This is a genomic window from Aeromonas sp. R4-2 (assembly GCF_040908295.1).
GTDB lineage: Bacteria > Pseudomonadota > Gammaproteobacteria > Enterobacterales > Aeromonadaceae > Aeromonas > Aeromonas veronii.
Genome location: NZ_JBFODL010000025.1, coordinates 253,749 through 267,143, shown reverse-complemented (window position 1 = coordinate 267,143; position 13,395 = coordinate 253,749). Strand labels below are relative to the sequence as shown.

Here is a 13,395-nt window from a genome sequence, read left to right as displayed (position 1 = left end):
ATGGCGCTGCTCATCACCGACAAGTGCATCAACTGTGACATGTGCGATCCCGAGTGCCCCAACCAGGCTATCAGCCTGGGTGAGGAGATCTACGAGATCGACCCCAGTCGCTGCACCGAGTGCGTCGGTCACTATGAGAAGCCGACCTGCATCAGTGTCTGCCCTATCGACTGCATCATCTGGGATCCCGCTCATGTGGAGACCGAAGATCAGCTGATGGAGAAGTTTGTGCGGATGCACAGGCAATAAAACGAAAAAAGGCCGAGCAATCGGCCTTTTTTGATCCTGCGTTCAGCGGCTGGCCATCACTTGCCGACCAGCCGGATCAGTTTGTCCAGCTCACGCTGGGCCTTCAGCATCCTGGTCTGGGACTCCTCCAGCCTGGCCTGCCGCTTGGCAATCTTCTCCGGTTTGCCACTGACTCTCGCCTCCTGCAGCTCGAGCAGGCGCTCGTCCACCTCGCCGCGCAGTTTGTTAACCCGCTCTTTCTGCTCCTCGAGCAGACCTTCATCAGTACAGTTGGCCTTGATATTGCGCGCTGCCTGTTCGAGCCCGGCAATCTGCCCGGCATTGTTGTGTGCTTTGGCAAACACCAGCTGGTCATTGACGGCCTGCAGACGGGCCTTGCAACCGACCGCCTCACTGCCAAAGGCCTGACCAGCCAACAGCAGCAAGCCGGCTCCCAATACTTTCCACATCTCGATTCATCCGGTCTTGTTTGCGAGCTGACCATAAAAACCTCGATCGGCAGCAGGGTCAAGCAAGTGGAAAAAAGGTGCGACAGAAGTTGTGCAACATCACGCAATTGCCACCCCGTTGGCTCTACAATGGCGCTCTTTCCAATCGGGAGTCTGTTATGAATCAACAAATTGTGGTCATTGCCAACGGTGCCCCCTATGGCAGCGAATCCCTGTTCAACGCCCTGCGTCTCGCTATCGCCCTCAACGAACAGGGTGGTGCCAGCCTGAAGCTGTTCCTGATGTCAGATGCGGTGAGTGCAGCGCTGGCCGGTCAGGCACCGGCCGAGGGGTACAACCTGCGCCAGATGCTGGAAATCCTGCTGGCGCAGGGCGTCACCATTCGCCTGTGCAAGACCTGCACCGATGCCCGTGGCATCACCGCCCTGCCGCTGATCGAGGGCATTGAGGTCGGCACCCTGCCGATGCTGGCCCAGTGGACCCTGGCTGCCGACAAGGTGCTGACCTTCTGATCTCTCCCTCCGGATCTCTTGCCCCTTTAGCCTTCACCTGACCCTCCATAGCCCCCGCCACGCGGGGGCATTGCGCGCGCCCCAGCCTCACTGACTACACTATCAATTGCCACGCCTGCTTGTTTGTCCCACCTCATGGACAGCGTAACGCCCAGTAATAAACCGAGGACGACGATGAATCCGACCGAACAGACCCTGCTTGAGCAGATGAGGATCACCGACTTTGAAATTGCCCATCGCAAGGAGTTATTGCTGCTCAATGAACAGGATGTGGCGCGGCTGGCAAGTTATTGCAGCAAGATAGAACCACGGATCGACGCCCTGGTGGATCGCTTCTACCAGCAGCAGACGGCCATCACCGAAATCGCCCTGTTGATCGGGGATGCCGATACCCTCATACGGTTGCGCACCGCGCAACGGCGCTATGTGCTCGATCTCTTCAGCGGCCATTACGATCTGGAGTACGTCAACAACCGGCTGCGGATCGGGTTGGTTCACAAGCGGATCGGGGTCGAACCCAAGCTCTATCTGGCCGCCATCAACACCCTCAAAGCCCTGCTGATCGAGGATATGTTCGAGCAGATCCGCGATGAACCGGAGCGCCTCGTCATGCTGGCCGCCCTGGACAAACTCTTTCTGTTCGACATCACTCTGGTCTTCGAAACCTACATTCGCAGTCTGGTGTCGGAAATAGAGTCATCCAGAGAGAAGTCGGAGAACTATGCCAAGAGTCTGGAGCAGAAAGTTCGCGAGCGTACCAAACAACTGGAGGAGCTGAACCGCACCGATGCCCTGACCGGATTGCTCAACGTTCGCCACCTCAACGAGCTGTTGCTGCTGAGCCTGCGCACCTGTCAGCGCCGCGCCGAACCCATGGCCATCGCCTATCTCGATATCGACAACTTCAAGCAAATCAACGATACCGAAGGTCACCAGCGCGGAGACGAGATCCTGCGCATCGTCGGCAACTGCATCCGTCAGGTCTTTCGCGCCGAAGACAGCTGCTTTCGTTATGGCGGAGATGAGTTCTGCCTGATCCTGCCCAACTGCAACGAGAGTCAGGCGCGGGATATCTATCTCAAACGATTGGTCAACACCGTCAAGGAGCAGCTGGGCGATCTCACCCTCAGTATCGGCATCGTGCAGACCGGGCCGGAGCACTACGACGACGGGCTAAACCTGATCCGGCTCGCCGACGAGAGGATGTACGCAGCCAAGAAGGCGCTCAAAGAGAAGACTCCGGGTAGCACGCACTGAACATTCAGCATCACAGATCCCCGCATTAACCGGGTCAGCTCCGCTCAACCACAGACGTGGCCACAGCGGGACGCTGTACTCTGGCACCCCACTCATAGAGCGCAAAAATCGCCACACAAAGCAGCGCCATCAGCGCATAGAGCCACTGACCGCTCCATTGCTCGAGGATCCAGCCTCCCAGCAGGGCGCCGGCGGCTCCTCCCAACCCGGCCAGTGCACTGGCACCAAAGTAGCTCCCCTTGAGATGAGCGGGGGCCATCTGATCGATCAGCACGTTGAGCAGGGGGAAGAGGATGGTCTCGCCGATGCTGAGCAGCAGCACGGCGCCAAACCAGTGGCTGCGCACCATCGGGTCCCCCAACGCGAAGAGCAGCTGGGCCGCCAGAAAGAGCGCCATGCCGATATGAAGCCGCACCCGCACCGGCCAGCGTGACAACAACCGCAGCAGCGGAAACTGCAGCAGCACTACGGTCAGGGCATTGGTCGCCACCAGCAGAGCAACCAGCTCGGCCACCTGCGGCATACCGGCCCGGGTCAGGTATTGCACCAGCGGCGAGTGAAACTGGGAGTAGACCAGCACCATCAGGAGATTGGCCATCACCAGCAGCAGGAAGGCGCGATCCGCCAGCAACACCTTGATGGCATCCCGCAGTCCGGGGCCAGCCGCCCCCGGCTTGCCTGTGCTGCCAGCCCGGCGAAAGCCCCAGCCAAAGGCCAGCGCCAGCAGCAGATAGCTCACCACCAGAAACAGGAAGGTCTCCTGCTGGGCGTTGATCCCGAGGGTCACCCCGAGCAGCGGCCCCAACGCGGCCCCCAGATTAAGCAGAAAATAGCGCAGGTGCAGTGCCAGCTCACGCGCCTTGGCCGAGGCCAGACTGTCGGCCATCAGCGCCTTGCCGGGGGCATCGATGAGCCCTGACGAGAGGCCGCTGCCCATCACCCCGACTCCGAGCCAGAACACCGCATGGGAGAAACCGAGCAGGCCGAAACAGATCATCGCCACCAGACAACCGGCCAGCAGTATGCTGCGCCGCCCGAAGCGATCAGAGAGCCAGCCGCCGTAAAAACTGACCAGGGTAGAGAGGGCCATTGAGCCACCCAGCAACAGGCCGATGAAGGTGGCCGAAAGGTCATACTCCCGATAGAGCAGAATGGAGAGGAAGGGCCACACCATGTAGTAGCTGGTACGCACCATAAAGGTGCCCAGAATGACGATCCAGACCAGCGGGGTAAATTGCCTGAAGGTGCTCCATGACATCGCTATGCTCCATGCCCCGCAGCTCTTACCACAAGATCCTGTCATAAACGGGGAAAGCATTCAGTTGTAACAGAGGGCCTCAATAGAAACAACCCTCGCTCACCAACAAGGTGCAACCGGATGCAAAAAGGCCAGCCGATGGGCATCGGCTGGCCTTTTTATCGCGGGATTTCCCTCTGGCTAGAGCCAGAGGGCCAGGCTTAGCGCCAGGGGCTCTGCTGCCACAGCCGCCCAAGTCCTGCCTCCAACGCCTGCGCGCCCTGCTGCCCCAGCTTCTGAGTCAGGCTTTTTGGCTTGCGATAGCTGATGCCGATCACCTTGTGGTGGCTGGCCTGCGCCAGCAGGTAGTCATCGCTGGTGCAGAGGGTATCCACCAACCCCAGCCCCTTGGCCTGACTCGCCAGCCAGTGTTCACCGGTCGTGACCTGATCGATATCGAGTTGCGGGCGATGTTCGGCCACAAAGGCCTTGAAGCGCTCGTGGATCGCCGCCAGCTCCTCACGAAACTTCTCGCGCCCCAGATCGTCGTTCTCGCCGAACATGGTGATGGTGCGCTTGTACTGGCCGGCGGTGTGCATCTCAAATTCGATATCGTGCTTTTTCAACAACTTGTTGAAGTTCGGCATCTGGGCGATCACCCCGATGGAGCCGACGATGGCAAAGGGGGCAGCCAGGATCTTGTCCGCCACACAGGCCATCATGTAGCCACCGCTCGCCGCCACCTTGTCGATAGCCACGGTGAGCTTGATGTCACGATCGCGCAGTCGCTGCAACTGGGAAGCGGCCAAGCCATAGCCATGCACCACGCCGCCACCGGATTCGAGCCGCAGCAGTACCTCGTCGCCGGGCTGGGCCACGCCAATCACCGCGCTCACCTCTTCGCGCAGAGAGGCCACCTCTTTGGCATCCATGCTGCCGTTGAAATCGAGCACGAACAGGCGACTGCGCTCATCACCCGCCTTGGCGCGTTTTTTCTGCTCCTCTTTCTGCTGCTTTTCCATCACCTTTCGCTCGGTCTTGCTGGCGAGCGCGCTCTTGAGCGCAAACTGCCCCTGCTCCAGCTCGCTCGAGAGATCGGTCACCACCAGCTCACCCTTGCGCGCTTTCGGCTGGCGAGTGCTGACGATCATCAGGATGATGGCGCCGATGGCCAGCAGGAAGGTCACTGTCTTGGCCAAAAACAGGCCATATTCGGTCAGAAATGTCACGATGGACTCCAGAATGGATCGGTTTTCGTCACATTCTAGGGAGTTTGATGGAGGCGCGCAAAAAATCGCAGCCAGTGCCAGGAAAAACCAACCCGAGCATCACAACCTCTCTATTTTCTTCACATTTTTCTTGCCGCTGGCTGGTCAAACAGGCGCGCGGATCAGTACACTTGGCGCCGATTGCCATGCACTTATGGCCGGAATTTGTTAACAGGAGTTGTCATGCTCGATTATCAGGCACCCCGCGATCTGCTCAAGGATAAAGTCATTCTGGTCACAGGTGCCGGCGACGGGATCGGCCGCGAAGCCGCCCTCACCTACGCCGCTCACGGTGCAACCGTGATCCTGCTCGGCCGCACCAGCGCCAAACTCGAAGCCGTGTATGACCAGATTGAAGCGGCCGGTTATCCGCTGCCCGCCATCGTGCCGGTGGATCTGAAAGGGGCCACCGCCGCCCACTACCGCGGCATGGCAGAAACCTTCGCCCAGCAGTTTGGCCGCCTCGATGGCGTGCTGTTCAACGCCGGTCTGCTTGGCACCCTCTCTCCGTTTGAACACATTCAGGAGAAGGAGTGGGACGAGGTGATGCAGGTCAACGTCAAATCGGAATTCCTGCTGACCCAGGCGCTGCTACCGCTGCTGCGCCAGACTGCCAAGGCGCAGGGCGATGCATCTATCGTCTACACCTCCTCCAGCGTGGGGCGCAAGGGGCGCGCCTACTGGGGCACCTATGCCATCTCCAAATTTGCCATCGAGGGGATGATGGAAGTGCTGGCCGACGAGCTTGAGAACACAGGTGTGCGGGTCAATACCCTAAACCCGGGCGGAACCCGTACCAAGATGCGCGCCAGCGCCTTCCCGGCGGAAGATCCCATGAACCTCAAGACTCCGGCCGACCTGATGCCGCTCTACCTCTACCTGATGGGGTCGGACAGCCGCGGCAAAACCGGCCAGACCTTTGTGGCTCAGCCAAAATAAACAGGCGGCTCAGTCCAAATAAATCAATAAAATACCCAGAGTGTTGTGCGGCAGGGGTTAAATTGAATAGGGGGCACAGGCTCCCTGTTCGAACCACTGACCATCCTATCTCCAATCAGGTTGAACTATGTTTCGTCCCAAGAGCACGTTTGAGCAATGGCGGATCTTTCAGGCGGTGGTCGACTGCGGCGGCTACGCCCAGGCGGCCGAGGCGCTGAACAAGAGCCAGTCCTCCCTCAATCATGCGGTTGCAAAGTTGCAGCAGAGTCTGGGGGTGCCCTTGCTGGAGGTGCGCGGCCGCAAGGCGGTGCTGACCCCGGCGGGCGAGATCTTCCTCAAGCGGGCCCGTCAGCTGAGCCAACAGGTGGAAGAGCTGGAAAATCTGGCCAACAACCTGGAGCGGCAATGGGAGCCGCAGATCAACCTCTATGTTTCGGCGCTGCAGCCAAGGGATCGCCTCTATCGGGCCTTGGCCAGCTTCTATCCCCGCAGCCGGGGTTGCCGGGTCAACCTGCACGAACGCATTCACTGCCACTTCAACGCCCTGCAACCGGGGGACCTGATGCTCTCCGAGCACCTGCCCGGCGATCGCACCGGTCTGCTGCTGGACGAGGTGTGCCTGCTGCCCCTCTGCGCCGCCAGCCATCCGCTGGCGCAAGAGGAGGGGGCCATCCGCAGCGATGTGCTGACCGGCCACAACCAGATCAGCCTGCATCCCCCCATTCACCGCTCGGTGGACTGGAACGATGCGGATGACACCGGCTGGAAGGCGACCCACTACCATGAAGTGCTCGCCATGCTGCGCCTCGGCCTCGGCTATGCCTGGCTGCCGCGCCATCTGGTAGAGCGGGAGCTGGCGGAAGGGTCACTCATACAGCTGGATCTGGAAAGCGGCAACGAGCGCCACCTCTACACCTATCTGCTGACCCTCTCCCCCGAATCTCTCGGCCCCGCGACCGAGCTGCTGCTGCGCTGCCTGCGCAACGAATATCAGGGCGAATCAGCGCCGCTCCCGCACGCCCAGCCCCAGCACGACAAATAACAGCCAGTCCCCAGTCAGACGTTGGGCACCCGCCAGCTGGCGGCCAGTGCTACCAGTGCCAATCCCAACGCCACCATAAAGACCCCGTGGAAACTCCACACCTCCGCCACCACACCGGCGATGGCCCCCGCCATGATGGAGCCGGTGCGGATGCTGTTGGCAAACAGGGTGGTCGCTACCCCGGCCCGCCCCGGCATCAGATCCTGAAAATAAGACATGCCGATCCCCGCCACGATACCAATGAAGATGGCGTTGAACAGCTGCAAGGCGATCAGGGCGTATTGATCGGTGAGGGTCACCAGACCTGTGTAAAAGGCCGCGCCAGCGAGCACCGCCAGCAACATCATGGGGCGCTTGCCAAAACGGGCAGTGTAATAACCCGCCAGCAGCATGAAGGGGATCTCCAGCGCCGCCGCCGTGCCCATCAGGATACCGGCAAGCTTCTCATCCATCCCGAGCTCGCGGGTGATGTAGAGCGGCATATTGATGAGGTACATGCTGTTGCAGGTCCACATCAGGGTGGAGGCGATAAAGAGCGCCCGCACCGCCGGATCCCGCCAGCTGCTGACCCGCTCTGTCTCTTCAACCATCTTGGGCAAAGGGAGAGAGGGGAGCCAGCGCCACACCACCAGAGCGCAGAGCAGGTAGGCCAGTGCCGAGGCCAGGTACATCAACTCGAAACCGTAGCCGATGGCCAGCGCGAAGGCGATGGGCGGGCCTATGACCCAGGCCAGCGAAAACTGAGCCCGCATCACCGAGCTGAACATATCCGCCCGCCGGTTGCGGCTGTCGGAATACTCCCGCGCCAGCGCAAACAACTGGGGGCTGGCTGTGGCCGCCAGCGCCGCCAGCATCACCCCCAGACTCGCCAGCAGCCAGTAGTTGCGGTTCCAGGCAAACAGCAAGGAGAGCGCCACCCCGGCAAAGCAGCAGCGCAGGATCAGTCGCTTGCGATCCCCCTTGTTGTCGGAGCGGTGGCCCAGCCATTGGCTGACCAGAATGCCCACCACCGCATTGATGGTATAGAAGAGCCCGACCAGAAAGGGGCGCACCTGCACCTCTTCGGCCAGAAACAGACTTAAGGTAGGCACCTGCAGTGCCACCGCGACGCCGGTCATAAAGGTCACGGCAAGAAATGAAAGAGAGACGGGGTCCGGGCGTTTGACCGTCGCTATCGACAAGCTCATAGGGTTACCACTGGTTGGAGGGACGATACGGGCTAACGGGCGGCAGCCGTATGAAAATTCGGCGCCTATCTTATGTCACTATCAAGAGCGGGCTCAAGGATGCATAAGCAGGTGTGCGCCTTGCGAGGGAGGCCGCGACCCCGTAGAGTGAAAGCCCATCCTGCCAGCACAAGGAGTTCGCATGTTTGATTTTGATCAGGAAGTAGACCGCAGTGGCACCATGAGCCTGAAATGGGACAAGTACAAGGGTCAGGATGTGCTGCCCATGTGGGTTGCCGATACCGACTTTGTCTCCCCCCCGTCCGTGATTGAGGCGTTGACCAAACGGGTCGCCCACGGCATTTTCGGCTATTCACGCCCCTCGCCGCGCCTGATCGAACTCATTATCGAACGGATGGCGACCCGCTATGGCTGGGCCATCGAGCCCGAATGGCTGGTGTTCCTGCCCGGCGTGGTGCCGGGGCTCAACCTTGCCTGCAAGGCGTGGAGCCAGCATGGCCGCGGTATCATCACCCCCAAGCCGGTCTACTACCCCTTCCTGCAGGCACCGGGCTTCAATGATCGTCCCCTGCTCACCGTGCCGATGATTGAAGAAGCCGGTCGCTGGGTGCTGGATCTGGCAGAGCTTGAGCGTCAGGCCCCCGCCGCAGATCTGCTGCTGCTCTGCAACCCCCACAACCCGGGCGGCACCATCTTCACCCGTGACGAGCTGCTGGCCATCGATGCCATCGCTGCGCGCCACAATCTGGTGATCTGCTCCGATGAAATCCACTGCGATCTGCTGCTGGATAAGAATGCCCGCCACATTCCCTACGGCGCCATCAGTGCACAAGCAGCCGAGCGCTGCGCGGTGATGATGGCCCCGAGCAAGACCTTCAATATCGCCGGTCTCTGCTGCTCCTTCGCCATTATCCCCAACCCCCGTCTGCGCTTCAGGCTGCAACAGGCGATGCGCGGCATCAGCGCCGACGTCAACCTGCTGGGCTTTATCGCCGCCGAAGCGGCCTATGAGGGTGGCGAACAGTGGCTGACCGAGCAGCTCGACTATCTGGCGGCCAATCTGGCGCTGATCCAGCAGGCGGTGGCCCGCTGGCCCGGCGTCAAGCTGGCCAGTCATCAGGCGACGTATCTGGCCTGGATTGATGTGAGCGCCCTTGGCCTTGCCGATCCCATCGCCTTCTTCGAGCAGGCAGGGGTTGGTCTCTCCCCCGGCGCCCAGTTTGGCGACGGCCAGTTCGTGCGGCTCAACTTCGGCTGCACCAGGGCACGACTGACCGACGCGCTGGCGCGGATGGAGCGGGCAATCCTCAACCACAGCAAGCCCTGATCAGCCAGCAACGGGATGGGCAAGCCCCATCCCTTTTTCACTGTGTCATCAGCCAGCGGTCAACTCAGTAACGGTCAATTATGTCTCTACGGATCTTGCATCACCTTCTGCTCCCACTCTGTGCACTCTCTGCGCTGCTCCCCTTTGGCAGCCAGGCGCTGACTATCGGAACGGGCCCGCTCAATGGGGTCTACTACCCGACCGGTGGCGCCATCTGTCGGGTGCTCAATGCCGGCCATGCCCTGCATGGGGACAGCTGCACCGTGCAGAGCACCCGTGGCTCGATGGCCAACCTCAAGGCACTCGACAAGGGGGACGTACAGCTGGCGCTGGTGCAGTCCGATGTGTTGCACCACGCCCTGCACGGCACCGGCCCCTTCAGCGGGCAGGGGGCCAACAATGAGCTGCGCAGCCTGTTTCGCCTCTATCAGGAGTCGCTGACCCTGCTGGCCGCCCCCAATAGCGGCATCACCACCCTGGCAGATATCGAAGGGAAGCGGGTCTATCCGGGCAACAACGGAGCCGGTGAGCAGATCACCAGCCAGGCCCTGATGGCAGCCATGGGATGGCAACCCGGGCAGTTTGCTGCCTATCAACTCAAGTCGGACAGCGAACCGCTGGAAGGGCTGTGCGATGGCTCGCTGGATGCCGCGTTTGTGGTTGCCGGTCACCCCAGTCTGGCGGTCGGCGATCTGATCAGCCGCTGCAAGGTGCGCCTTATTCCCATCGAAGGGGAGCAGATCGACACGCTGCTCAAACAACACCCCTACTACCAGCGCAGCCGCATCGCCGCCAACCTCTATCCGGGGCAGACCACCGCCATCAACAATATCGGTATGAGTGCCGAACTGGTGGCGCTGGCCAGCCTGCCGGACCCCATCGTCCGTACCGTGCGCGATACCCTGCTGGCCCGGGTCAAACAGTTCAGTCGGCTGCATCCCGCCCTTAGCAAGGTGACTCCCGAGCAGTTGCAGGCGCAAACCGAGCTGCCCCTCCATGCGGGAATGTCGGATCAACCGCCAGCTCCCTTGTCACTGACCCCCGAGCAGTTAACCGCGGAACAGCTGACGCCGGAGCCGTTAACACCAGCACCATCGACCTCGGAAGCGGTGCCCACGACAGAGCAGGTGAGTGCCGCCGACGGGACGACAACGCCCATTGAGGCGCCCTCCGACGCGACCGCCACCAGCAGTGCCGCAGTGGCGACAGAAGCCACAGAGGTTAATCCCTTACCCGAAGAGGCGCTCGAGGTCACCCCCGAGCTCACTGCGCCAACCACCGAGGGTGGGAGCGTGGCCCCTTCGGCCGCAGCGTCAACTGCGCCAGCACCATCAGCTGCCGTTTCGACTCAGTTGCCGCAAAGCGCCTCTGCGGCAACTTCGCAGCAAGAGCAGGCAACCCAGCCTGCCACCAGCGCAGCCACACCGCTACAACCCTGAATGGTCAGCGCCCACAAATGCATCAGGGCAGCTTCGGCTGCCCTGATTGTTGATATGCGCTCGATAGTGGCGAAGTCGATTGGCCTGTTCACCTTGCCGTCTCTACGGCTCCATCACTCGGGTCAGATAGGGGTTGGGCTTCTGGATCTCCTCCTCTACCCAGTGCAGCAACTGCTTGATGGCCCGCGACAACACCTGATTCTGGCGCACCACGTAGCCCAGACTGGTACCGGGAAAGTCGCCGAGGCTGGTGACCGGCGCGGTGAGGTTGAGGCGCGGATGCAGGGAGAAGTCCGGCACGATGGCGACACCAAAGCCCGCCTCGGCCCAATCGAGCTGGGCGTCCACGCTGCCTACCTCCATGATGCGGCAGGGAGGCAAGGCCAGCAGCGGCAGGGACGGGTCGATCAGCGCCCGGGTGCGGGTGTCGTGACCGAGCAGGATCAGGGTCGGCTCGTCGAGGGGGTCGCTCTCCCCCGCCACCGCCCGTGCCTGCCAGCGGGCAAGGCCGTGCCCCAGCGCGCACCAGGTCACCTGTTGCAGCTCGGTATAGAAGAGCGGCTCGCTGCGCTTTTGCGCCATGACAAAACCCAGATCCGCCTTGCCCGCCTTGACCAGCTCGGCCGCCTGATCCGAAGTGGTGTTGAACAGAGTGAGGTCGATGCCGGGGAACTCCCGCTTGAAGCGCTGGAACGGCTGGATCAGCAGCAGGCGGGAGATGATGTCGCTGGCGGCGATGGCCAGCGTCCCCTGGCTGAGCTGGTTGAGGGCATTGAGATCGGACTGGCAGAGCTGCAACTCGGCAATGGTGCGCTCGGCGCTTTGCAGCAGCCGCTCCCCCGCCTGCGTCAGGCGAAACGGGCTGCGCTCGATCAGCCGCACCCGGGTCGCCTGCTCCAGCCGTTTGATATGCAGGCTGACATTGGGCTGAGTCATGTGCAGTTCGGTGGCGGTCTGACCAAAATGTTGCAATCGGGCCAGAGTGACAAAGGTTTGCAGCCAGTGAATATCCAGCATAAGAGTCCCTCAACCCGCGATGTGCGGGGCTTACCAGGCAAAATCGAGCAGTTTGCCGCTTAATTGGCCATAATTATATGGTTCTCTTATCGGAATTATAAAGATAATTAATTTTTCTAATCCGCATCAGGCTCCTAGGATGGACGCCTAACGTCTTAGGAGAAAGAGTCATGTCGTCTATCGTAGTCGTAGGTGCTAACTGGGGTGATGAAGGCAAAGGCCGCATCGTGGATTATCTGGCAGGCCAAGCTGGCGCCAGCATTCGCTTCCAGGGCGGCAACAACGCTGGCCACACCGTGGTCAACGACCTTGGCACCTTCAAGCTGCACCAGGTTCCGAGTGGCGTATTCAACCCGGATTGCCTGGTTGTCCTCGGCCCGGGCATGGTGATCAGCCCCGAGAAACTGACCGTCGAGCTCGAGGAAGTCAAAGCCTCCGGCGTGACTCCGAAGCTGGCCATCTCTGACCGCGCAACCCTCTGCCTGCCGCTGCACGCACTGGAAGATACCCTGGAAGAGCAACGTCTGGGTGACGGCGCCTATGGCTCCACCCGTCAGGGCATCGCTCCTGCCTACGGCGATCGCGTCATGAAAAAAGCGATCCTGGTCGGCTGGCTGAAACAGCCGGACGTGCTGGTCGAGCGCATCCAGTTCATGCTGGACTGGAAACTGCCGCAGATGAAGGCTATCTACCCCTCCTTCGAATTCACCCAGACTGCCCAGGAGATGGCCGACTGGCTGCTGGAAGTCTCTGCCCCCTGGATCGACGCCGTGTGCAACGTCAGCATGCCGCTCAAAGCGCTGCAGGCGGAAGGCAAGACCCTGCTGTTCGAAGCGCAGCTGGGCGCTGGCCGTGACCTGATCTACGGTGAATACCCCTGGGTCACCTCCTCCCACGTATCTGGCGCCTACGCCGGTATCGGTGGCGGTCTGCCGGCACTGCGTCCGGAGCGCGTCATCGCTGTGGCCAAGGCATTCAGCTCCTCTGTCGGTACCGGCACCCTGCTGACCGCCATGGAGAACCAGGACGAGTTCCGCAAGATCACCAACGAGTTCGGTGCCACCACCGGCCGTCCTCGTGATGTCGGCTACTTCGATGCTGTCGCCACCAAGAACGGTGTCGAGCTGCAAGCCGCCACCGAAGTGGCCCTGACCAAGCTGGACTGCCTGACCGGTCTGCCGGATCTGAAGATCTGCGTGGCCTACGAAGGTGCCCACACCGAGAACCCGATTTGGCCGCAAACCGCAGCCCTGAAGCCGGTTTACGAGCAGATGGAAAGCTGGAGCGAAGACATCACCGGCTGCCGCACCTTCGAAGAGCTGCCGCGCGCTGCCCAGCAGTACGTGCTGCGTATCGAAGAGCTGCTCGGCGTACCAGTTCCGATGGTTTCCGTCGGCCCGGGCCGTGACGAGATGATCCTGCGCTAAGCCGCATTTCTCATCGTCAAACAAAAAACCGGCATCCCTGATGCC

Annotated in this window: 14 protein-coding genes; 9 read left to right on the top strand and 5 right to left on the bottom strand. The window is 61.2% G+C overall.

The features are described from left to right. Entirely contained in the window at positions 1–249 is a 249-nt protein-coding gene (locus AB5Y99_RS20745) for a YfhL family 4Fe-4S dicluster ferredoxin (protein WP_005334896.1), read from the top strand. Positions 250–305: 56 nt separating this feature from the next. Here AB5Y99_RS20745 and AB5Y99_RS20740 read toward each other — a convergent pair whose 3' ends face one another. Continuing rightward, complete coding sequence (locus AB5Y99_RS20740; RefSeq protein WP_236376268.1) at positions 306–698, bottom strand: DUF1090 domain-containing protein; 393 nt, start codon at positions 696–698, stop codon at positions 306–308. Between the two features lie 158 nt (positions 699–856). On the opposite strand from AB5Y99_RS20740, the gene AB5Y99_RS20735 reads away from it, so the two are divergent. Together AB5Y99_RS20735 and AB5Y99_RS20730 are read left to right on the top strand one after the other, a co-directional pair. After that, entirely contained in the window at positions 857–1,210 is a 354-nt protein-coding gene (locus AB5Y99_RS20735; RefSeq protein ID WP_005334901.1) for a DsrE/DsrF/TusD sulfur relay family protein, read from the top strand. 174 nt (positions 1,211–1,384) lie between these two features. Continuing rightward, positions 1,385–2,467, top strand: a complete 1,083-nt coding sequence (locus tag AB5Y99_RS20730) for a diguanylate cyclase (protein WP_043822377.1) — start codon at positions 1,385–1,387, stop codon at positions 2,465–2,467. Between the two features lie 34 nt (positions 2,468–2,501). On the opposite strand, the gene AB5Y99_RS20725 is transcribed toward AB5Y99_RS20730, so the two are convergent. Both AB5Y99_RS20725 and sohB read right to left on the bottom strand, forming a co-directional pair. Beyond that, positions 2,502–3,725: an MFS transporter gene (locus AB5Y99_RS20725; RefSeq protein ID WP_368210769.1), complete on the bottom strand. Its 1,224-nt coding sequence runs from the start codon at positions 3,723–3,725 to the stop codon at positions 2,502–2,504. A gap of 200 nt (positions 3,726–3,925) precedes the next feature. Continuing rightward, complete coding sequence (gene sohB, locus AB5Y99_RS20720; protein ID WP_103250804.1) at positions 3,926–4,933, bottom strand: protease SohB; 1,008 nt, start codon at positions 4,931–4,933, stop codon at positions 3,926–3,928. Positions 4,934–4,946: 13 nt separating this feature from the next. On the opposite strand from sohB, the gene AB5Y99_RS20715 reads away from it, so the two are divergent. The 3 genes from AB5Y99_RS20715 (at position 4,947) to AB5Y99_RS20705 (ending at position 6,953) form a co-directional block, all read left to right on the top strand. After that, entirely contained in the window at positions 4,947–5,144 is a 198-nt protein-coding gene (locus tag AB5Y99_RS20715) for a hypothetical protein (protein WP_136501365.1), read from the top strand. Between the two features lie 11 nt (positions 5,145–5,155). Beyond that, positions 5,156–5,911, top strand: a complete 756-nt coding sequence (locus tag AB5Y99_RS20710; protein WP_005334909.1) for a YciK family oxidoreductase — start codon at positions 5,156–5,158, stop codon at positions 5,909–5,911. Between the two features lie 127 nt (positions 5,912–6,038). Beyond that, positions 6,039–6,953 (top strand): LysR family transcriptional regulator, encoded by a 915-nt coding sequence (locus AB5Y99_RS20705; RefSeq protein ID WP_139410724.1) that lies wholly within the window; start codon positions 6,039–6,041, stop codon positions 6,951–6,953. A gap of 14 nt (positions 6,954–6,967) precedes the next feature. On the opposite strand, the gene AB5Y99_RS20700 is transcribed toward AB5Y99_RS20705, so the two are convergent. Beyond that, the gene (locus AB5Y99_RS20700; protein WP_201946216.1) at positions 6,968–8,140 is read right to left on the bottom strand and encodes an MFS transporter; all 1,173 of its coding nucleotides are present in this window, start codon (positions 8,138–8,140) and stop codon (positions 6,968–6,970) included. Between the two features lie 181 nt (positions 8,141–8,321). On the opposite strand from AB5Y99_RS20700, the gene AB5Y99_RS20695 reads away from it, so the two are divergent. Together AB5Y99_RS20695 and AB5Y99_RS20690 are read left to right on the top strand one after the other, a co-directional pair. Beyond that, a complete protein-coding gene (locus AB5Y99_RS20695; RefSeq protein WP_201946223.1) occupies positions 8,322–9,467 on the top strand; it encodes a MalY/PatB family protein in 1,146 nt (381 codons plus the stop codon). An 80-nt stretch (positions 9,468–9,547) separates the two neighbouring features. Continuing rightward, positions 9,548–10,906 (top strand): TAXI family TRAP transporter solute-binding subunit, encoded by a 1,359-nt coding sequence (locus tag AB5Y99_RS20690; RefSeq protein ID WP_368210768.1) that lies wholly within the window; start codon positions 9,548–9,550, stop codon positions 10,904–10,906. Between the two features lie 102 nt (positions 10,907–11,008). Here AB5Y99_RS20690 and AB5Y99_RS20685 read toward each other — a convergent pair whose 3' ends face one another. Continuing rightward, positions 11,009–11,923: a LysR family transcriptional regulator gene (locus tag AB5Y99_RS20685; protein ID WP_005353868.1), complete on the bottom strand. Its 915-nt coding sequence runs from the start codon at positions 11,921–11,923 to the stop codon at positions 11,009–11,011. Between the two features lie 170 nt (positions 11,924–12,093). On the opposite strand from AB5Y99_RS20685, the gene AB5Y99_RS20680 reads away from it, so the two are divergent. Then, positions 12,094–13,350, top strand: coding sequence for an adenylosuccinate synthetase (locus AB5Y99_RS20680; protein ID WP_368210767.1), 1,257 nt, complete (start codon positions 12,094–12,096; stop codon positions 13,348–13,350). Positions 13,351–13,395: the final 45 nt, after the last annotated feature.